At 72.9% G+C, this 18,531-nt stretch carries 16 protein-coding genes; 10 read left to right on the top strand and 6 right to left on the bottom strand.

The genetic code is table 11. The features are described 5' to 3' along the window. The first annotated feature begins 28 nt into the window (after positions 1–28). Positions 29–1,576: an ABC transporter substrate-binding protein gene (locus IEY78_RS03070; RefSeq protein ID WP_189095946.1), complete on the top strand. Its 1,548-nt coding sequence runs from the start codon at positions 29–31 to the stop codon at positions 1,574–1,576. Positions 1,577–1,826: 250 nt separating this feature from the next. Then, positions 1,827–2,252 (top strand): DUF779 domain-containing protein, encoded by a 426-nt coding sequence (locus tag IEY78_RS03065; RefSeq protein WP_229699668.1) that lies wholly within the window; start codon positions 1,827–1,829, stop codon positions 2,250–2,252. A 243-nt stretch (positions 2,253–2,495) separates the two neighbouring features. On the opposite strand, the gene IEY78_RS03060 is transcribed toward IEY78_RS03065, so the two are convergent. The 3 genes from IEY78_RS03060 to IEY78_RS03050 all read right to left on the bottom strand — a co-directional run bounded on the left by IEY78_RS03060 (position 2,496) and on the right by IEY78_RS03050 (position 5,406). After that, positions 2,496–3,443 carry a hypothetical protein gene (locus IEY78_RS03060; RefSeq protein ID WP_189096186.1) on the bottom strand — a complete coding sequence of 316 codons (948 nt, stop codon included), beginning with the start codon at positions 3,441–3,443 and terminating at the stop codon, positions 2,496–2,498. Between the two features lie 170 nt (positions 3,444–3,613). Further along, positions 3,614–4,132, bottom strand: coding sequence for a lytic polysaccharide monooxygenase auxiliary activity family 9 protein (locus IEY78_RS03055; protein WP_189095945.1), 519 nt, complete (start codon positions 4,130–4,132; stop codon positions 3,614–3,616). A 254-nt stretch (positions 4,133–4,386) separates the two neighbouring features. Further along, a complete protein-coding gene (locus tag IEY78_RS03050) occupies positions 4,387–5,406 on the bottom strand; it encodes a LacI family DNA-binding transcriptional regulator (RefSeq protein WP_189095944.1) in 1,020 nt (339 codons plus the stop codon). Positions 5,407–5,761: 355 nt separating this feature from the next. On the opposite strand from IEY78_RS03050, the gene uriH reads away from it, so the two are divergent. Both uriH and uriT read left to right on the top strand, forming a co-directional pair. Continuing rightward, positions 5,762–6,709: a uridine-preferring nucleoside hydrolase UriH gene (uriH, locus tag IEY78_RS03045; RefSeq protein ID WP_189095943.1), complete on the top strand. Its 948-nt coding sequence runs from the start codon at positions 5,762–5,764 to the stop codon at positions 6,707–6,709. Next, a complete protein-coding gene (uriT, locus tag IEY78_RS03040) occupies positions 6,706–8,145 on the top strand; it encodes a uridine transporter UriT (protein WP_189095942.1) in 1,440 nt (479 codons plus the stop codon). The genes uriH and uriT overlap by 4 nt, the downstream gene beginning before the upstream one ends. Positions 8,146–8,232: 87 nt before the next feature. On the opposite strand, the gene IEY78_RS03035 is transcribed toward uriT, so the two are convergent. Beyond that, positions 8,233–9,312 (bottom strand): baeRF2 domain-containing protein, encoded by a 1,080-nt coding sequence (locus IEY78_RS03035; RefSeq protein ID WP_189095941.1) that lies wholly within the window; start codon positions 9,310–9,312, stop codon positions 8,233–8,235. A 354-nt stretch (positions 9,313–9,666) separates the two neighbouring features. On the opposite strand from IEY78_RS03035, the gene IEY78_RS03030 reads away from it, so the two are divergent. From IEY78_RS03030 to IEY78_RS03020, 3 genes are all read left to right on the top strand, one after another. Beyond that, the gene (locus IEY78_RS03030; RefSeq protein ID WP_189095940.1) at positions 9,667–10,083 is read left to right on the top strand and encodes a DUF2795 domain-containing protein; all 417 of its coding nucleotides are present in this window, start codon (positions 9,667–9,669) and stop codon (positions 10,081–10,083) included. A gap of 120 nt (positions 10,084–10,203) precedes the next feature. Then, the gene (locus IEY78_RS03025; protein WP_189095939.1) at positions 10,204–10,683 is read left to right on the top strand and encodes a DUF5709 domain-containing protein; all 480 of its coding nucleotides are present in this window, start codon (positions 10,204–10,206) and stop codon (positions 10,681–10,683) included. 241 nt (positions 10,684–10,924) lie between these two features. Next, positions 10,925–12,232, top strand: coding sequence for an NAD(P)/FAD-dependent oxidoreductase (locus IEY78_RS03020; RefSeq protein WP_189096185.1), 1,308 nt, complete (start codon positions 10,925–10,927; stop codon positions 12,230–12,232). Between the two features lie 79 nt (positions 12,233–12,311). On the opposite strand, the gene IEY78_RS03015 is transcribed toward IEY78_RS03020, so the two are convergent. Beyond that, positions 12,312–12,728: an Asp23/Gls24 family envelope stress response protein gene (locus IEY78_RS03015; protein ID WP_189095938.1), complete on the bottom strand. Its 417-nt coding sequence runs from the start codon at positions 12,726–12,728 to the stop codon at positions 12,312–12,314. A 569-nt stretch (positions 12,729–13,297) separates the two neighbouring features. Between IEY78_RS03015 and putP the strand changes: the two genes are divergently transcribed. Both putP and IEY78_RS03005 read left to right on the top strand, forming a co-directional pair. Next, a complete protein-coding gene (gene putP / locus IEY78_RS03010) occupies positions 13,298–14,800 on the top strand; it encodes a sodium/proline symporter PutP (protein ID WP_229699667.1) in 1,503 nt (500 codons plus the stop codon). 339 nt (positions 14,801–15,139) lie between these two features. After that, positions 15,140–15,787, top strand: a complete 648-nt coding sequence (locus IEY78_RS03005; protein WP_189095936.1) for a TetR/AcrR family transcriptional regulator — start codon at positions 15,140–15,142, stop codon at positions 15,785–15,787. Positions 15,788–15,950: 163 nt separating this feature from the next. Here the strand turns inward: IEY78_RS03005 and IEY78_RS03000 are convergent, their stop codons facing one another. Beyond that, positions 15,951–16,943 (bottom strand): DUF6214 family protein, encoded by a 993-nt coding sequence (locus IEY78_RS03000; protein ID WP_189096212.1) that lies wholly within the window; start codon positions 16,941–16,943, stop codon positions 15,951–15,953. A 214-nt stretch (positions 16,944–17,157) separates the two neighbouring features. Between IEY78_RS03000 and IEY78_RS02995 the strand changes: the two genes are divergently transcribed. Beyond that, on the top strand, positions 17,158–18,531 hold the full coding sequence (locus tag IEY78_RS02995; protein ID WP_229699666.1) for an FAD-dependent oxidoreductase: 1,374 nt from the start codon (positions 17,158–17,160) through the stop codon (positions 18,529–18,531).

The following is an 18,531-nucleotide window of genomic DNA, read 5'->3' as shown; positions in this document are numbered from 1 at the left end:
GCGCACCCCTCCCCTAGGAGCTGGCACCATGCATCTGACCCCGCCGCCCGCCGACGCGCTTCCCCCCTGGTGGAAGGGGTGGCAGGGCGTCGCCGCCCTGGCGCTCGCCCTCCTCCTCATAGCCGGCGGCCTCTGGTACTTCTGGCCCGCGAAGGAGGACACCGGGTGCGCGAAGGGCGTTCCGGGGCTGCACTGGGCGGGCCGGGGCGCGCAGCGCGAATGCGTCGGCCTGATGGACGAGACGGCGTACTCCTTCGATCCGCGGCTCAAGGGGATCACCGACCGGATCGTGCAGGAGAACCGCAGGGTCCGTCAGCAGTGGGACAAGCCCGGCAAGGGCCGGAGCCGCATCCCGTACGTGAAGGTCGCCGTGCTGACGCCCATGACGGACAGCGACACCAGCGCGCTGCCCATGGAGGAGATCCTCACCAGCCTGGAAGGCGCCTACATCGCACAGTGCCGGGCGAACGGCTGCCCGCAGCTGTCCCCGGCCGGCTCCACCGGCATCCAGGGCAAGACCCCGCAGATCGAACTCGTCCTGGCCAACGAGGGCCGCAGCGAAACCCATTGGCAGCCGGTGGTGAAGCAGCTCGCCGCGCTGGTCACGGGCGACCATCCGCTGGTCGCGGTCACGGGAATGGGGGTCAGCATCCCGGAGACCCGGGCGGCGGCGGAGGAACTGAGCCGGTTGAAGATCCCCTCGATCGGCGCGGTGCTGACGGCCACCGACCTCAACGCGCCACGCCTGTTCAAGGTCTCCCCGTCCAACGTCGACTACGCCAAGGCGCTCCGCCGCTACCTGACCGGCTCCCCGCTGGCCAAGCAGCGCGGCTACCTCGTCTTCGACAGCCGGGACGACAACTACGTCAAGACGATGCGCCAGGCGTTCGACGCGGAGTTCGGCGACTACATCGGCCGGCGGCGCGCCTCGTTCGTGGGCACGACGGGCCACAAGCCCGCGGGCATCCCGAAACTGTTCTACAACGCCGTCAACAACATCTGCCTGACCAAGGCGCAGGTGGTCTTCTACGCCGGCCGGGACCGCGATCTCGCCGACCTCGTCCGTGCCCTGTCCACCCGCAGCCAGTGCGGTCACGACAAGCAGATCACGATCATGACGGGGGCCACCGGCGCGTTCACCCAGGGATCGGCGGTGCGGGGGCTGCTCAGGGCCAACAAGATCACCGTCCTCGACGTCTCGGCGACCAGTCCCGCGCAGTGGATCAGCGGCGTCCACGCCCCGTCCGGGTTCAAGCCGTTCCTCCAGGCCCTGCGGGACCTGAAGTTCTCCGACGCGGTGATGGACGACGGGTACGCGATCATGCATCACGACGCCGTGCTGACCGCGGTGTGGGCCACCCGCAACGTCACCGGCCAGACGGGCAAGGTGGCGCCCGACGTCCAGGATGTGTACAACGAAATCACCAACCTGCACGACGCGAGCACCGTTCCCGCGGCGAGCGGGGAGCTGAGCTTCGACGACGCCTCCCAGGGCTGGCCCCACAACAAGCCGATCCCCGTGATCCAACTGCCCGATCCCCTCAAGCATCCCGCGCCGCCGTATCTGGTGCCGTGACGGCCGTGACTGCGGCGAGAAGGCGGCCACCGGGGCCGTGTGTGCAACCACCGCGCAACCTCGCAGGGCGTTAAATGCAGTGGTGCCCCGTGGCGGCCCGGACGCATGGTCCGGGCCAGCTCCGGGCCGGACCGCCGCCGTTCAGGGCACTGACCGCCATAGGGCCGGGCAGAGAGGGACCGTACATGTACCGAACTCGGCGCAAGAATCCGCTGGTCAGCGGCCTGACCATGACCTCGGGGCGCTTCTGATGAGCGGCGACGAGCGGGAGATGACCGCTCCGGACGCCCCGGCCGACGCGGGTGCCGCGCGGATCGCGCTCTCCGCGGCCGCGACGGAACTGCTGCGGCTGCTGCACGCCCAGCACGGCCCGCTGATGTTCCACCAGTCCGGCGGCTGCTGCGACGGCAGCGCCCCCATGTGCTACCCGGCCGGGGAATTCCGTACGGGCTCGTCGGATGTGCTGCTGGGCCTGCTGTCCGTGGAGGGCGTGCCGGAGCCGGTGGAATTCTGGATGTCGGGTGACCAGTTCGCGCGCTGGCGGCACACCCATCTGACGGTGGACGTCGTCCCGGGGCGGGGCAGCGGCTTCTCCCTGGAGGCCCCCGAGGGGGTGCGCTTCCTGATCCGCTCGCGGCTGTTCACCGAGGAGGAGCGGGCGCTTCTCGACGACTGAGGGCGGTCCGTACGGGCCGACGGCCGGCGGGCGGTCCGCCCGGAGCGGTGGGCCGGCCGGCCGGAGTGGAAGACGGAGTGAGGCCCCACGCACGGGGGAGAGCGTGGGGCCTCACATGGATAAACGGGCAGAAGCGGGTTCAGGTTCCCGCACGGTGCGGAATACGCGAAAAAATTTCCGGGCGCGGTGCGGAGGCCCGGTCGGCGGTGCCGGTGTGCGGTGCCGGTGTGCGGCGCCCGGCGGTCAGCCGTCCCGCTGGACCAGACGTTCCAGCATCGCGTGGAAGTCCGCGTCCGCCACCACCCGCAGCCCGTCGCCGTCCGGCTCGCTCAGCGGCGTCATCACCCCCCGGCGCCACCAGAACACCCTGGGGCTGATGGCACCCGCCGCGTCCTCGTGACCGGCCGCCGCGAACTGCGCCATGGACTGGAGGGCCGGAATGACCCGGGCGTCGTGGATGCGGTGGAAGGCCAGCTGGTGCCTGAAGGGCATGGCGACCAGCGCCCCGTCCGCGGTGAGCCCGGTGCCCACGAGCCGCTGCACCAACTCGTCCAGGACCAGCACCCGGCTCGCGGTGAAGAAGGAGTCGCCGAGCAGCACCTCGAACGCGGAGCCGTCGCCGCGCCGCACGGTCTCGTGCCCCTCGACCGGCAGCGCCCGCAGATTGTTCATCGCCCGGATCCGGAGTTCGGCCACCTCCCCCAGGTCCGTCAGGGAGTCCTCGCTCAGCATCTGCACGGCCTCCGGCAGATCGAGGGCGAGCACCTCCCGCAGCCCCGGCGCCGGCGCGCGCCCGTACCGGAAGGAGTCCGAGGCGGGCAACGTCTCCTGAGCGACGACACGGGGGTAGAGGCAGGCCCGGATCTCGTCCTCGCTGAGGATCTCCAGGGGCTGCGGGCCGTCCATCGTCCGCAGCACCTTGCCGACGTGGTCCCGGATCAGCGCGGGCCAGCTGCGCTCCCCGCGGCGGTCGCGGTGGCACACGGCGGCGAGGTTGCCGAGACCGAACTGCCGGCCGGCGGAGTCGGTGACCACGCCCGCGTACGCGGTGACTTCGAGGCCCGCTTCCGCGAAGGCCTGGCGGACCTGCGAGCGGAACAGGCCGCCCTCCCGCTCGGAGAAGAAGCTGAACTCCCCGTCGCGTGCCAGGTCGCGGGAATCCCGCTTCGGTCCTCGGCGGAACAGGCGCATCTCTTCCTCCCGGCAGCGGCCACGCACGACGGCCATGAATGGGCCGATCGTAACGGGTGCGGCGCCGGCCCCGTCGCCCCGCCGCCGGTGCTGTGCACCGCTGTGACCGGCGCGGGGAGACGAGGTGTCGGGGACGGGAGGGGGAACCGGGAGGGAAGGGGCGGCGGGGGTCAGCCGCCGATGGTGACGTCGATACAGGCGTAGAAGGCGTTCGCGGTGTCGGCGATGTTCCACACCGCGAGGATCTTCTGCCGTCCGGTGAGGCTCCCGAAGTCGACGGTGTGCGAGACCGTCTCGGGCGGCCGCGCGCCACCGTCGTTGAACTCGGCGACCTTCCGTCCGCCGACGAAGTACTGCCAGGTGCTGGTGGCATGACGCGCGGTCAGCCGCCAGCTGAAGGTCTGGGAGTGGCCGATCGGGGTGACCCGCCAGCCCTTGGCGTCGTTGTCGAGTTCGGCGAACCGGCTGTCGCCCCCACTGCAGCTAGTCAGCCCCTTGGGCCCTTCGACGCTCTGCGGCTCCCACTTGATCGGGCCGCAGTCGACGGTGCCGGCCGCGCACTGCGCCTGCCGGCTGGGGGGTGCGGACACATAGCCGTGCGCGTTCGCGGGGGCGGCCGGCACGGTGACGACGAGCAGCGGGGCGATGCCCGCTCCGAGGGCGAGGGCCAGCCTTCTTTTCTTGTGCATGTCAACCCTTTCGCGGGGGAGGCCGCCCACGCGAGAGCTGCGGACCCGGCGACGCCGACGACGCCGAACACCCGCCACGGGGGGCCTCGTTGAGGGGGGATGGATGACGCGAGGGTGCAGCAATTGGTCTAGACTTTACCGCTTGGCCAGGCGCGGTCAAGGGGCGCGGTCAAGGGGTGTGTTGATGCGGGAGGCTGGGGACATAGATCCTCAACTCATCGCAGCTGTAACGAGTTTGATGAGGAATCAGGTCGTCACACCCCCGCGACGACGTCGTCCGGGACGCTGGAGCCCCGGACGACCAGCTGCGGGGCGAGCCGCACCGTGTGCCGCGGACCCGGCTCGCCGTCGGACGGGCGGCGGCTCAGCAGGCGGGCGGCCTCGGCGGCCAGTTCGCCGACCGGCTGGCGCACGGTGGTCAGCGCCGGGTCGGCGAGGCCCGCGAGCGGGATGTCGTCGAAGCCGGTGACGGCGATCTCCCCGGGGACGTCCGCGCCCAGCTGCCGCAGCCGTTGCAGCGCGCCGGCCGCGATCAGGTCGTTGGCGCAGATCAGGGCGTCCGGCCGGGAGGGCCACACGCGGTCGGCGGCGGCCCGGCCCCACGCCACCGAGAAGTCGCCGAGTGCGACCCGCCCGGGTGCCGCCGGGTCCAGGGCCGCGGCTCCCGCCTCGTAGGCCGCGCGCCGTTCGACCGCCGCCGACGCGGTCCCGGCCGCCCCGACGAAGCAGGGGCGGCGGCGCCCGGTGGCCGCCAGATGTTCGAGCACCAGCGCCATGCCGGCCGCGTTGTCGACGGCCACCGAGTCGGCGACGCCGGTGCCGCAACCGCGGTCGAGCAGCACCAGGGGCACCCGGGCGGCCGCGGCCGCCACCGCCTCCCGGCTGCGCCGCTCGTCGACGGGTATCAGGAGCAGCGCGTCGACCCGCCGCCCGAGGAAGGTGGCGATCCGGGCCGCCTCGATGGCCGGGTCGTCGTCGCAGTCGGCGAGGAGCACGGCCCGGCCCTCGGCGTGCAGGGCGTGCTCCAGCTCCCGGACGAGGGAGGGGAAGAAGGGGTTGGTGATCTGCGGCAGGACCAGCCCGACGGTGCCGGTGGTGCGGCTGCGCAGGGCGCGGGCCACCTCGTTGGGCCGGTAGCCCAGGCGCTCGGCCGCCGCGCGGACGGTGCGTGCGGTCTCGGCGCCGACCGGGCGGGTGCCGGTCAGGACGCGGGAGACCGTGGCGATGGAGCAGCCCGAGGCCAGCGCGACATCCTTCAACGTGACTTCGGCCACCGTCTCCAGGCTCCCTTCGTCCGGCCCGCCCGAACCGGTGGGAGCATACGCCCCCTTGCCCCTCGGGCAATCGTTGTCCCATGAGAGCGGGATCTCCTGGTCAACCGGCCATCCTTTCCTCCCGAAATAAACCGGAAGGCCAGAGATTGAACCATTGACAACCGGCAGGTCCATGGGTCAAGTTTCCGGAGAACGTTTTCCCATGCTGCTCGCTCGCCGGCTGACCACCCGCCCGGGCTCGCCATGGGGCGACCGCCGGACGCGCTGTGCGCCGGAGCCCGCGTCGGCTCGCACACACCACCACTCCGCGCTGCCTTTCCACGCAGCCGAGCAAGCAGAGCAAAGGGGCTCTTCCGTGGCCAGAAAGATCATCCTCGACTGCGACCCGGGGCATGACGACGCGATCGCCATGCTCCTGGCGCACGGCAATCCCGATGTCGAGCTGGTCGCCGTGACGACCGTGGTCGGGAACCAGACGCTGGAGAAGGTGACCCGCAACGCCCTGTCCGTGGCCCGGATCGCCGGGATCACGGGGGTGCCCTTCGCCGCCGGCTGTCCGCGTCCGCTGGTGCGGGCCATCGAGACGGCGCCGGACATCCACGGCGAGACCGGGCTGGACGGCCCCGACCTGCCCGAGCCGGCCTTCGAGCTGGACCGGCGGCACGCGGTGGACCTGATCATCGACACGGTGATGTCCCACGAGCCCGGCGAGATCACCATCGTGCCGACCGCCGGACTGACCAACATCGCGCTGGCCGTACGCAAGGAGCCGCGGATCGCCGAGCGGGTCCGCGAGGTCGTGCTGATGGGCGGCGGCTACCACGAGGGCAACTGGAGCGCGGTCGCCGAGTTCAACATCGCCATCGACCCCGAGGCCGCGCACATCGTCTTCAACGAGCGCTGGCCGGTGACCATGGTCGGGCTCGATCTGACGCATCAGGCGCTGGCGACTCCCGAGGTCGACGCACGGATCGCCGCGGTCGGCACCGGCCCGGCCCGGTTCGTCGGGGAGCTCCTGGACTTCTTCCGCGAGGCCTACCGCGAGAACCAGGGCTTCGAGTTCCCTCCGGTGCACGACCCGTGCGCCGTCGCCTATGTCATCGACCCCGACGTGATGACCGTGCGCAAGGCCCCGGTGGACATCGAGCTGCGCGGCGCGCTCACGGTCGGCATGACGGTGACGGACTTCCGCGCGCCCGCCCCGCCCGACTGCACCACCCAGGTGGCGGTCACCCTCGACCACGAGCGGTTCTGGAACCTCGTCGTGGACGCGCTCGAGCGGATCGGTGACGTCGCGGCATGAGCGTCTCCACTTCCCCGCGCCCCGTCGGGGCACCGGCCGGCGGCTCCGGCGTCCGCATCGGCGTGCTGGTCACCGCGCTGCTCGCGGCCTGCTTCGCCTTCCAGCTCAACGCCAGCATGCTCAGCCCCGCGCTGAAGCACATCGAGGACTCGCTCGGCGCCAGCTCGGCCGAGATCGGTCTGACCCAGACCGCGTTCTTCACCTCGGCGGCGCTGTTCTCCCTGTTCCTGCCGCGGCTGGGCGATGTCATCGGCCGCCGCCGGGTGCTGGCCGGCATGCTCGGCCTGATGGTCGTCGGATGTGTCGTCGCGGCGCTCGCCACGAGCGTGCCGATGCTGTTCGTCGGGCGCGTCATCCAGGGCGTCAGCGGTCCGGTCGTCCCGCTGTGTCTGATCATGCTGCGGGTGGAGGTGCACGAGCCCAAGCGCTACGGCACCCTGCTCGGCGTGATCACCGCGGTCAACGGCGGCATCGCCGGTGTCGACTCGCTGGCCGGCGGCTACCTCGCCGACCGGCACGGCTTCGGCTCGGTCTTCTGGGCGATGGCGGTGGTCGCGGGCGTCGCCGCCGTCCTGGTCGCCACGCTCACCCCGGAGTCCAAGGCGGACGCCGGCGGCCGGATGGACTGGCCCGGTGTCGCGCTGCTGGTGCTCTCGGTCGGCTCGCTGCTGATCGCGCTCAACGAGGCGGGCAAGCTCGCCGCCGCCAACTGGCCGCTGATCGCCGCCCTTCTCGTGGTCGCCGCGGCCGCGTTCGCCCTCTTCTGGCGGACCGAGAACCGCAGCGGGCACCCGCTGGTCGCCACCCGGCACCTCAAGCAGCGGGCGACCTGGGCGACTTTGCTGACCACCGTGCTCACCATGACCGGCGTCTTCGCCGTCATGAACGGACTGATCCCGGCCTTCGCCCAGGACGCCCAGGCCGGCCTCGGGATGAGCGCGGAGCAGTCCGCCTGGTGGACGCTGTCCCCGTACGCGCTCGCCGGACTGGCCATGGGCCCGCTGGCCGGGCGGCTCGCCGCCACCTTCGGCTACGGCCGGGTGCTGCGGCTGGGACTGGCCGGCTCGGCGGCCACCGTCGTGCTGATGCTGCTCACCATGCACAGCCACTCGCAGCTCCTGCTGCTGGCGACGTCCGTCCTGGTGGGCATCGCCTACGCGGGCGTGGCGAACATCGTCCTCAACGGGCTGGGCATCGTCCTCTCCCCCGCCGAGAACCCGGGCTTTCTGCCCGGTCTGAACGCGGGTGCGTTCAACCTCGGCGCGGGGCTGAGCTTCGCGGTGCTCTACGCGGTCAAGACGGCGGCCACCCCGGCCGATCCGGCGTCGTCCGGCAGCTACACCGCAGGCATGATCGCGGGGGTGGTCATCCTGGCGGCGGCCATCGCCACGTCCTTCCTGATCCCGAAGCCGGTGGCGGCCGAGGCGCAGAGCTGAGGCCGTCGGTTCCTCGTCATGCGGCTGCCCGCCGACCGGAGTCCGGTCGGCGGGCAGCCGCATGAGGTGACCCCGCGCCGGGTCCGCTCAGCGCAGGATGGCGCCGAGTCCCCCGGCCGGTGCCCGTTCGGGGTCGAGGACGACCACGATGTCGGCGCCGTGTGCGGCCGCCGAGCGCACCAGGGCGTCATCCGCCCGGGCGGCGGCCGGGCGCAGCTCGCCCAGTTGAGGCAACTCCATTCCGCGGACGGCGAGTTGGTCGGCGTCGGAGCCCACCCAGACCTGCCGTGCGCCGTCCGCGCCGTGCGGACTGACCAGCAGGGTGTCGATCCGGTGCTCCCGCGCCGCCTCGATCAGGGCGGGGATACCGGCCGCCGAGTGCGGGACGTCCTTGCGGCCGGGGCCGGCACCCGCGCGGAAGCGGTCCGCGACCTGCGCGATGTGGTCGCTCTCCTGGGCGGCCCTGACCTGGGCGATGTCGCGTTCCACCAGGTCGCGCTCGGCGTCGGGCGTCCGGCCGCCGTGCTCGCTCTCGTAGGTCAGGGCGCGCAGCGGCTCGGGCAGTGCGCCGTGCACCAGCCGGCGTTCGCGCTCCTCGCCGACCAGGACGACGGCCTCGGCGCCGCTGCTCTCGAACTCCCCGCGCACCGCGTCGGCGATCTCCTCGGCGCGCCGGACGCCGTCGTGCTCCGCGGCGGCCCGGAAGTGCCGCGCGGGCCGTTCCCCGGGGGCGCCGGGGCCCGTGCCCGCGGCCCGTCCGCCGAGTACGGCGAAGTCTGCTCCTGCCCGGCTCAGGCGGACCACGAGGCATACGGGGTCGTCGCCGATCGCCGCCAGTAGTGGCGTGACTCTGGGCACCGGCCCCCATGCCGCGAAGGGGACGGCAGGGGGGCCGGGGAGCGGGGTGTCGAGGACGATCGCCCCGTGGGCGGCGAACAGCGCCCGTCCGGCGTGTGCGCCGGGGGCGCCGCGGGGGGTGAGCAGGGCCTCGTGCACCGCACCGCAGGTGGCCTCGTCCGCGCCGAGGGCGAACAGCTGCGCCGTGGTGGCGGACGCCGCCAACTCCTGTGGGTTTCCGGCGTCCCCGGTGTCGTGCGCGTCATCGGCGTAGACGGACGCCCAGGGGCCGGGCCGGTCGATGACCGGTTGCAGGAGCGAGAGTCGCATGGCGCTGCCTCCTTGGCTTCCTCGGATTCCGCGGATTCTCCTGTGATGCCGTGGGTGCGATGTTCCCCGCGGGGTGCGGTGCGCGCGCGTCGCGAGCGCGGTGGCGGGCATCCGTGCGGGCCCGGCCGCCGCCGGCAGGCACTGGTGCCGGTAAGCAGCCGACGTCCTACGAATTCCCGTTCCGCAAAGGCGTATGCATGGCGGGCATATGCCTTCGCGATCACGTTCCGTGCCTGTTCAGACCGCTTGCGTGGCCTTCTTGAAACGGCGGCCGCCGGGTTGTTAGGGCTGGGGGACCAGGGAAACTGGGAGGAACACGTCGGGTCGGTACGACCCGTAGAGCCGGAGGCACCCATGGTCATGGAACACGGAACGGACAAGACCGGCCCCGCCCGGGACGACGTGATGAAGCGGCAGCTGCGGGGGCAGCTGACGGCCGAGCGCTCCCTGTGGCTGGAGGAGGAGCACGAACTCCAGCCGGCCGGCGAGGACCAGCCGGTGGCGGCGTGGTCCCCCGAGAGCGATTTCCGGGGCGGCACACCGAGCGGGATGACCGAGGAGGACGTCGGACTGCGCTCCGAACTCGCCCGGCACCTCGGGCGCAGCCTGTACCCGGCCGACCGGAACGCGGTGATCGAGACCCTCCGGCGCAACAACGCCCCGGACCGCCTGGTCACGATGGCCGAGCGGCTGCCCGCGCACGAGCGGTTCGGCAATGTGCAGAGCATCGCGGAGGCCGTCGGGATCCACACGGAACACCAGCGTTCCTGAGATCCGGCGCCGCTCCGCCTCCTGGCGCTGCCGCGCGGCGCCAGGAGGCGGACAATCGGTGGTAGGCGCACCTGCCGCACCCCGCGGCCGGGCACGTGGACGGGAAGAGGGAGGGCGGTTATGTCCGACGAGACGATGGGCGACGAGGTCTACCAGCCGCCCAGGTCCGATCCCCGGGACAACCCCAACGAACTCGACATGGAAGACGCCCTGGACGAGCCGGATCTCGACGCGACCCTGGACACCGGCTATTCGCCCCCGGAGCGGCCCTACGTGGTGAATCACGAGGGGACCACCGCGCGGGAGCTGCACGACCGCGAGACGCTCGACCACCGGCTGTCGGTGGAGACGCCGGAGGTGTGCGCTCCGGACGGCGACGGGATCGGCGACCTGCCCGGCGGGGTGGGGGAACCGACGGACCTGGAGTGCGGCGAGGAGCGGGCCGGCCGGCTCGTGGGCTCCGACGAGGGCTTCTGGCGCGGCGGCAGCAATGACATCGCCGCCCGCGACGTGGGCATCGACGGCGGGGCCGCCTCGGCGGAGGAAGCCGCGGTGCACATCGCCCGGGACGACGCGGGCGACGGGGACCGCGAGCGGTAGGGCCGCGCGGATGCGGGGCAGTGTGCGGCCAGCCGGACGCCAGGGTTCCCTGCCGCCGGACGGACAAGACCGCGGCATCGATGTGTAACCGTCCGCTCGCGGGACAGCCGACAGGGCATCGACCCCGCCGGAGCGGCCGCGCGGAGCGCCGCGCGCGCAAGGGCCCCGGCGGCCGACCGGCGCACCATGCGCACCCTCCTCGACCGCAGGAGCCCACGTGAAGCGACGTCGCCCTCGGATCGTGATCATAGGAGCCGGATTCGCCGGCTACGAATGTGCCCGCAGGCTCTCCCGGCAGGCCGGCAGAGCCGCCGAGATCGTGCTTCTCAACCCGAACGACTACTTTCTGTATGTGCCGCTGCTGCCGGAAGTGGCGACCGGGATCCTGGAGCCCCGCCGGATCTCGGTGTCGCTCACCGGCACCCTGCCGGGCGTCCACCTCGTCCTGGGAACGGCCCATGACCTGGACCTCGACGCCCGTCAGGTGCACTACACCGACCCCGAGGGCCGCGCGGGCAGCCTGTCCTACGACCGGCTGGTGCTGACCGTCGGCAGCGTCAACAAGCTGCTGCCCGTGCCCGGTGTCGCCGAGCACGCCCACGGCTTCCGCGGGATGCCCGAGGCGCTGTTCCTCCGCGACCACCTCACCCGGCAGACGGAGCTGGCCGGCGCGGCCGAGGACCCGGAAGAACGGTCCGCCAGGACCACCTTCGTGGTGGTGGGCGCCGGATACACCGGTACCGAAGTCACCGCCCAGGGCGTGCGGTTCACCGAGGCGCTGGCCCGGCAGAACACCGGACTGCGGCACGGCCCGCGCCCCCGCTGGCTGCTGCTGGACATCGCCGACCGCCTGCTGCCGGAGCTGGACGAGCGGCTGTCGCGCACCGCCGAGCGGGTGCTGCGCGCCCGCGGCGTCGACATCCGCACCGGCACCTCGGTGAAGGAGGCGACCGCGGACGGAGTGCTGCTCGACGACGGCGAGTTCATCGCCACCCGCTCCCTGCTGTGGTGCGTGGGCGTGCGGCCCGATCCCCTGGTCGAGTCGCTGGGGCTGCCCACCGACAAGGGGCGGCTGTGCGTCGACGCGTTCTTGAACGTGCCCGGCCGGCCGGAGGTGTTCGCCTGCGGCGACGCCGCGGCCGTTCCGGACCTGACCCGGCCCGGTGAGGTGACGCCGATGACGGCCCAGCACGCCCAGCGGCAGGGGAAGGCCGTCGCGCGCAATGTGGCGGCGTCCTGCGGCCGGGGCACGCCCCGCGCCTACCGGCACCACGATCTGGGCTTCATGGTCGACCTGGGCGGGATCCAGGCCGCGGCCAACCCGCTGCGCATCCCGCTCTCCGGCCCGCTCGCCGGGCTGGTCACCCGCGGCTACCACCTGATGGCGATGCCGGACAACCGCGTGCGGGTGGCCGCCGACTGGCTCCTGGACGCGGTGCTGCCGCGGCAGGGCGTCCAGCTGGGGCTGGTCAGCTCCTGGTCGGTGCCGCTGGACACCGCGTCCCCCGAGGTGGCCCGCGTACCCGGCGGCGCGCAGGGAGGAGGGTGAGGGGCGGACGGGAGCACGCCACCGCCGGGCCGGGACCCTTCGGGGTTCCGGCCCGGTCGGACGGCTGCCGACCGGGCGGCTACTGCACCCGGTCCGGCGCTTCCTCCTCCTCGTCGGGCAGCCGCACATCGCTGACCGCGATGTTGACCTCCACGACATCGAGGCCGGTCATCCGCTCCACCGCGGAAATGACGTTCTCCCGCACGGCCTTGGCCACCTCGGGGATGACCTCGCCGTACTCGACGACGACGTCCAGGTCCAGCGCCGCCTGCTTCTCGCCCACTTCGACCTTGACGCCGTGCGTGGTGGTCGTCCCGCCGCCGGGTACGCGTTTGCGCAGGGCACCCACCGAGCGCGAGAGCCCGCTGCCCAGGGCGTGCACCCCCGCCACGTCACCGGCCGCCAGGTAGGCGATCTTCTCGACCACGCCGTCGGCGATGGTCGTGCGCCCCAGGTCACCGGTGTTCCGCGGCCGGCGCTCTGCGAAGTCGGTCATTGCCCATCACCCCTTGTGATCGCGCGGACGCTTCGGCCCGTCTCTTCACGCTATGGCCGGACGGGTGACGCTGCCTCCTGAAGCGGGCGCCGGCTGCCGCCACCCGGCCCGGCGCGGCACGCACGCGCCCTTTGCCGGTCCGGCAAAGCCCCTTGACCGCCTGATCGACCGCGCCCCCGCGCGCCGTACCGGCGCGCCCCGCCCCGTCGGCCGCGCCCCTCCCCCGTAGGCGCCGAAACCGGCACGAGCTGTTCCGGGGCCGGACCCGGCGCGTCGACCCGCCGTCTCAAGTAGTGGTCACACAACAGGAGTTGGCGTTCCGCAGGGCCGTTCCACGGTAGGGTCCTGAGCCCCGCACCCGCCCCGGGCCTGCGGGGACGGCGAAACGGCGATTGCCACGGACATCTGCCAAAAGGGTGCCGCTCCCGGCGGCTGGTCCGTATCGTCTGCTCGCGCCGGAGCCTTCCCGCCCCGGGACTTCCTCGTGGGATCCCCCATCGGGGGCCCGTGCACGACATGGCAGCGCCTGCATCGAGGGAGCAGTGGTGACACACCTGATCGTACCGGTCATGATCACATTTGGGATATTCCTGCTCGCCATGGTGGCCGTGGGCTTCTGGACGTATCAGGACACCTTGACGTTCTCCGATTTCGCGCTGGGCGGGCGCCGGTTGAGCGCGACCGTCGCGGCGCTGTCCGCGGGGGCCAGCGACATGTCCGGCTGGCTGTTCCTGGGGCTGCCGGGTGCCGTCTACGCGGCCGGCATCGGCGCGACGTGGATAGCGGTCGGCCTGGCCCTCGGCACGTATCTCAACTGGCTGCTGGTCGCCCCGCGGCTGCGCACGTACACCGAGCTGGCCGGGGACGCCAAGACGCTGTCGGCCTACCTGGAGGAGCGGTTCGAGGACGGCAGCCGGATGCTGCGGCTGCTCTCGGCGACCGTCACCGTGGTGTTCTTCACCGTCTATGTGGCGAGCGGACTCCTGGCCGGCGGGGTGCTGTTCGAGGGCATCTTCGGCGGCGGCTTCGAGTTCGCGCTCACCGTCTTCGCCGTGGTGATCGTCGTCTACACCGTCCTGGGCGGCTTCCGTGCGGTGAGCCTGACGCACTCGGTGCAGGCCACGGTGATGTTCGGCGCGGCAGTCGCCCTCCCGGCCATCGGCGTCGGGCTGCTGGGCGGGTTCGGCGCACTGCACGGGGTGCTCACGCACAAGAGCGCCGCGCTGCTGGACATGGGGGCCAAGGCCGGTTTCGACGGCAGCCGTTGGACGTCCGGGCACCCGCTCGGCACCGTGGCGGTGGTCTCGCTGCTCGCCTGGGGCCTGGGCTATTTCGGCCAGCCCCACATCCTGGTCCGCTTCATGAGCATCCGCAGCACCCGCGACATCACCAAGGCCCGCCGGATCGGGGTGAGTTGGGTGGTCGTCTGCCTGGCCGGGGCCTCGCTCGTGGGCCTGGTGGGGATCGCCTCGCTCGACCAGCCGCTGGAGAACCCCGAGACGGTCTTCATCGCGCTCTGCACCCAGCTGGTCAACCCCTGGATCGCCGGGCTCCTGCTGCTGGGCGTGCTCGCCGCCATCAAGTCCACCGCCGACAGCCAGCTGCTGGTCTCCGCGATGGCGCTCACCGAGGACTTCTTCCGGGCGTTCGTCAGACGGCAGGCCTCGGACGCCGTGCTGGTGCTGACGGCCCGCGCGACCGTGGTGGCCGTCGCCGTGGTCGCCTACGTCATCGCGCTCAGCGGCGGCGCCGTGCTGGACATCGTCGCGTACGCCTGGGCGGGGTTCGGCGCCGCCTTCGGCCCGGTGATCCTGCTGTCGCTCTACTGGCCGCGGATGACGCGGGCCGGGGCGATGGCGGGCATCGTGACGGGCGCGGTCACCGTCCTGCTGTGGAAGCAGATCGACCCGCTCCTCGGGCCGCTCCAGTCGGGGATCTACGAGATGGTGCCCGGGGTCCTCGCGGCCACCGCGGCGGCGCTGCTCTTCGGAAGGTTCGTCGGCCGTCCGCCGCGACGCGTCTGGTCGGGCTCGATGGAGCGGCAGAACGCCACGGCGGTGCCGGTCGGCTGAGCCCCCGGAGCGGTCCGGCCCGGCGGGCGTACCGGGCGGGGCCCGTGCCGGGGCTCGGGCCACCGGTCGTTTCACGTCAGGAAGAGTGCGACAGGCGCTCGGTGAAGGCTCGGCAGCCGTCCGGCGGGGCGGGCTCCCCGGCGCGGGCGCCTGGCCCGGGCGGCCTGTTCTACCTGCCACAACGCAGGTCGAGCAGGCCGCCTTCGCCTCGCCCACGCCCGATTCGGGCGATCCCCCGCGTCGCCCGAACCGGGCAGCTTGACCGGATTTCTGCCTGGACAGATATCCGAAGTCGTCCTGAGTATATTGGCTCGCAGCCAGTCAACGCAGGAGTACAGGATGTCCCCCCGCAGCGCCTCGGTCAATGAACAATTGCGGCGGCGCTCCCGCGAGCGGCTGCTCCAGGCGACCGTCGAGCTGGTGGGCGAGCGCGGCTACGAGACCACGACACTCGGCGACATCGCCCAACGTGCGGGCACCGCACGGGGGTTGATCTCCTATTACTTCCCCGGAAAACGCCAGCTCTTCCAGTCGGCCGTGCACCGGCTGATGCATCTGACCCTGCGGGAAGCGCTGGAGCGGGAGCCGCGGCCGGGCGGACCGGACGCCGGACGCGAGCGGTTGGCCCGGGCTGTCGACGCCGTCCTCGGCCTCGCACATGACCGCCCGTTGCTGATGCGGACGCACATGGCGGGCATCCTGACGGCCGAGGGGTTCATCCGGTGCCCCGAGCAGCAACGGCTGGCGCAGCTGCTGCGCGAGACGGTCGTGGCGTACGGCTCACCGGCTCCCGATACCGACTATCCGCTGCTGAGGGCCCTGCTGATGGGCGCGGTGGTGCCGATGCTGCTGCCGGGAGCACCGACGCCGCGCGCTTTCCTGCGGGCCGAGCTGTTCCAACGCTACGGACTGGGCTGGGAGTTGGGCTTCCCGGCCGACGAGGAGCCACCGCCGGCGTCACGCGCGCGGGGGCCGGTGGACGGGTAGCCGGTGCAGGGACGGCCGGTGGACGGGTAGTCGGCGCTTGGGTGGCCGGTGTATGGACGGCCGCTCGGCGGTGGGGCGCCGGGCCGGCGGGTGATGCACGGGCTGCCGCGCAGGCCCAAAACGGCTCTCGGGAAGTCCGGTTGAGCGTCCTGGCGTCGCGTCGCTAGCGCTTGTTGTGGCGTGGTGCCAGCAGGCCCTCGTCGCGAGCGCCGGCGATCAGCCGCAGCGACCTCCGGCGGTTGCGGCCGGTGGCCTGCATGACGGCGAGTACGGGATCGTGCCCGTCCCGCTGCGCCTGGCGGTAGGCGTCGGCGGCGATCCTGCGGCGCGCACCGGACCGCGACCGGGAGAGGAGGGCGGAGCGGGCCGGCACGGAGGACAGCTCGGCGGGTGCCCCGGCGGGTGGCGCGGTCGAGGGCTCGGCGGTGGTGTCGCAGGGAGTCTCTGCGGAGGCATCGGAGGGAGTGTCGGCGGAGGTGTCGGCTGATGCCCCGGTGCCGGTGCCCGTCGCCGTCGGGTCGGCCGCGTCCTCGCCGGTCACCGTGCCGATCGCCATCGCCGGCGCCACCGCCGGCGCCTCCACCGGCGCCGCTTCCGTGACGGTGGGTGCCGGGCCCTCCCCCGCCCCGGCACCCACGGTGTCCGGCGTGCGGTCCGGCAGCGGGCCGTCCACCGGCTGCTGCGAGGGCGCCGGTTGCTGCGGCGACAGCGGCCGCGGGTCGGACACCGGCCGGGTCGCCGTGCCGCCCGCGTGCCCCGCGTCCGGCCCGTCCGGCAGCGGCGTCCCGTCGGCCGTGTCCCCCGCCGCCGGGACGGCCACCGGGCCGGGCTGGCGGGGTGCGGAGCGGGCCTTCTGCGGACGCCCGGTGGCCGCCCGGAAGGTGTCGTCCAGGGGGCCTTCGATCCAGCGGGCCAGGGCGGCCAGTCCGGCCAGGGTCAGCGGCGGGTCGGCCCGCACGTCCTCGACGGTGAGGTGTTCGTCGGAGACCGTCACCAGGACATCGATCCGGGCGCCGTCGGCGAAGGTCAGCCGGGCGCTGCACCACGGGCCCAGCGGGTCGAGTCGCGGCGGTGAGCACCCCGGCCCCTCGGAGCCGGCCGGATCGTACGAGGTGGCGGGCTCGGCGGGGGGCGCGGCGGAGCCGTGTGCCCGCACCTCCCATGTGGGCCACTCCAGTGGCGCGTCCTGGGCTTCATATCGGTGATTAACGGTATAAAAGTCACTTTCCGACACATTGAAAACCTAGCCTCCAGCTCACCCGGCCCAGTAGCGCGGCACGCTCATCCCACCGGGAGCAACCCCGATAGCGCATCTCCCGCCACGTGCCCGCCGGTGCGACCCTGGGGGTATCCCGCGGAAGGAGCCACCCGTGCTTCGTGTCGCAGTGATCGGTTCGGGACCCAGCGGCGTCTACACCGCCCAGTCCCTGATCGAGCAGCAGGCGGTGCCGGACCTGGAGGTCTACGTCCTGGACCGGCTGCCCTGCCCGTACGGCCTGGTCCGCTACGGCGTCGCGCCGGACCACGAGAAGATCAAATCGCTGCAGAGCACCCTGCGGACGGTCCTGGAGCATCCCGGGGTGCACTTCCTGGGCAATGTCGAGGCGGGGGCGCCCGGGCTGGGCGTCGAGGAGCTGCGGGAGATCTTCGACGCGGTGGTCTTCTGCGTGGGCGCCGCCACCGACCGGCGGCTCGGCATCCCCGGCGAGGAGCTGCCCGGCAGCCATCCGGCGACCGAGTTCGTCGCCTGGTACAGCGCGCATCCGGACGCGGCCGCGGTCCGCTTCACCCTCGCGGCGCGGTCCGCGATCGTGATCGGCGTGGGGAATGTGGCGGTGGACGTGGCGCGGATGCTCTCGCGCGGCGCCGCGGAGCTGGCCCTCACCGACATGCCGCAGGGCCCGCTCGGCGCGCTCGCGGACAGCCGCGTCGAGGACGTCTGGATGGTCGGCAGGCGGGGCCCCTCGCAGGCCAAGTTCACCACCAAGGAGCTGCGGGAGCTGGGCTCCCTGCCGGACACGGAGGTGTGCGTCCGGCCCGGGGAGCTGGCGCTGGATCCGGCCTACCGGGATCCGGGCGCGCTGCCCGCGGCGGTGCGGCGGAACATCGAGGTACTGCGCGGCTGGGCGGAGCGCACGGCGGCCGGAGCGGCGGGCGCGGGATCCGCCGCCCGGGCCCGGCGCCGCATCCATCTGCGGTTCTTCCTGCGGCCGGACGAGGTGCTCGGGGATGCCGCGGGGGTGCGCGGGGTGCGGTTCGAGCGGACCTCGCCGGACGGCCGCGGCGGGGTCGCCGGGACCGGCGAATACGAGGACATCGAGGGGCAGTTGGTGCTGCGTTCGGTCGGCTACCGGGGGACGCCGCAGCCGGGCCTGCCGTTCGACGAGAGCACCGGGACGGTTCCGCATCTGGCCGGCCGGGTGCTGCGGGACGGGGCGCCGCTCCCCGGTGTCTACGTGGCGGGCTGGATCAAGCGCGGGCCCACGGGCGTGATCGGCACCAACCGGCCGTGCGCGAAGGAGACCGCGTCCTCGCTGCTGGCGGACGCCGCCGAGCTGACGGGGCGGAGCACGGCCGGGGATCCGGTGGCGGCGCTGGTGCGGGCGGGGCAGCGGCCGGTGCCCTGGCCGGGGTGGCTGGCGATCGAGGCCGCCGAGGCCGCGTGGGGTCGCGACCTGGGGCGGGGCACGGTCAAGCTGCCGGACTGGGCGGGGCTGTTGGAGGCGGCGCAGGCGACGGGCTGA

Origin of the sequence: Streptomyces kronopolitis (assembly GCF_014646275.1) — a bacterium.
Taxonomy (GTDB): Bacteria; Actinomycetota; Actinomycetes; order Streptomycetales; family Streptomycetaceae; genus Streptomyces; species Streptomyces kronopolitis.
Note: the sequence above shows the minus strand (reverse complement) of the source record. Positions and strands in the feature narration are given on the sequence as shown.

Coding starts and splice junctions, on each gene's coding strand:
- IEY78_RS03030 (WP_189095940.1), top strand. CDS start 9,667: ATGGTCATGGAACACGGAACGGACAAGACCGGCCCCGCCCGGGACGAC.
- IEY78_RS03015 (WP_189095938.1), bottom strand. CDS start 12,728: ATGACCGACTTCGCAGAGCGCCGGCCGCGGAACACCGGTGACCTGGGG.
- putP (WP_229699667.1), top strand. CDS start 13,298: ATGATCACATTTGGGATATTCCTGCTCGCCATGGTGGCCGTGGGCTTC.
- IEY78_RS03055 (WP_189095945.1), bottom strand. CDS start 4,132: ATGCACAAGAAAAGAAGGCTGGCCCTCGCCCTCGGAGCGGGCATCGCC.
- IEY78_RS03060 (WP_189096186.1), bottom strand. CDS start 3,443: ATGCGCCTGTTCCGCCGAGGACCGAAGCGGGATTCCCGCGACCTGGCA.
- IEY78_RS03025 (WP_189095939.1), top strand. CDS start 10,204: ATGTCCGACGAGACGATGGGCGACGAGGTCTACCAGCCGCCCAGGTCC.
- IEY78_RS03035 (WP_189095941.1), bottom strand. CDS start 9,312: ATGCGACTCTCGCTCCTGCAACCGGTCATCGACCGGCCCGGCCCCTGG.
- IEY78_RS03005 (WP_189095936.1), top strand. CDS start 15,140: ATGTCCCCCCGCAGCGCCTCGGTCAATGAACAATTGCGGCGGCGCTCC.
- IEY78_RS03070 (WP_189095946.1), top strand. CDS start 29: ATGCATCTGACCCCGCCGCCCGCCGACGCGCTTCCCCCCTGGTGGAAG.
- IEY78_RS03065 (WP_229699668.1), top strand. CDS start 1,827: ATGAGCGGCGACGAGCGGGAGATGACCGCTCCGGACGCCCCGGCCGAC.
- uriT (WP_189095942.1), top strand. CDS start 6,706: ATGAGCGTCTCCACTTCCCCGCGCCCCGTCGGGGCACCGGCCGGCGGC.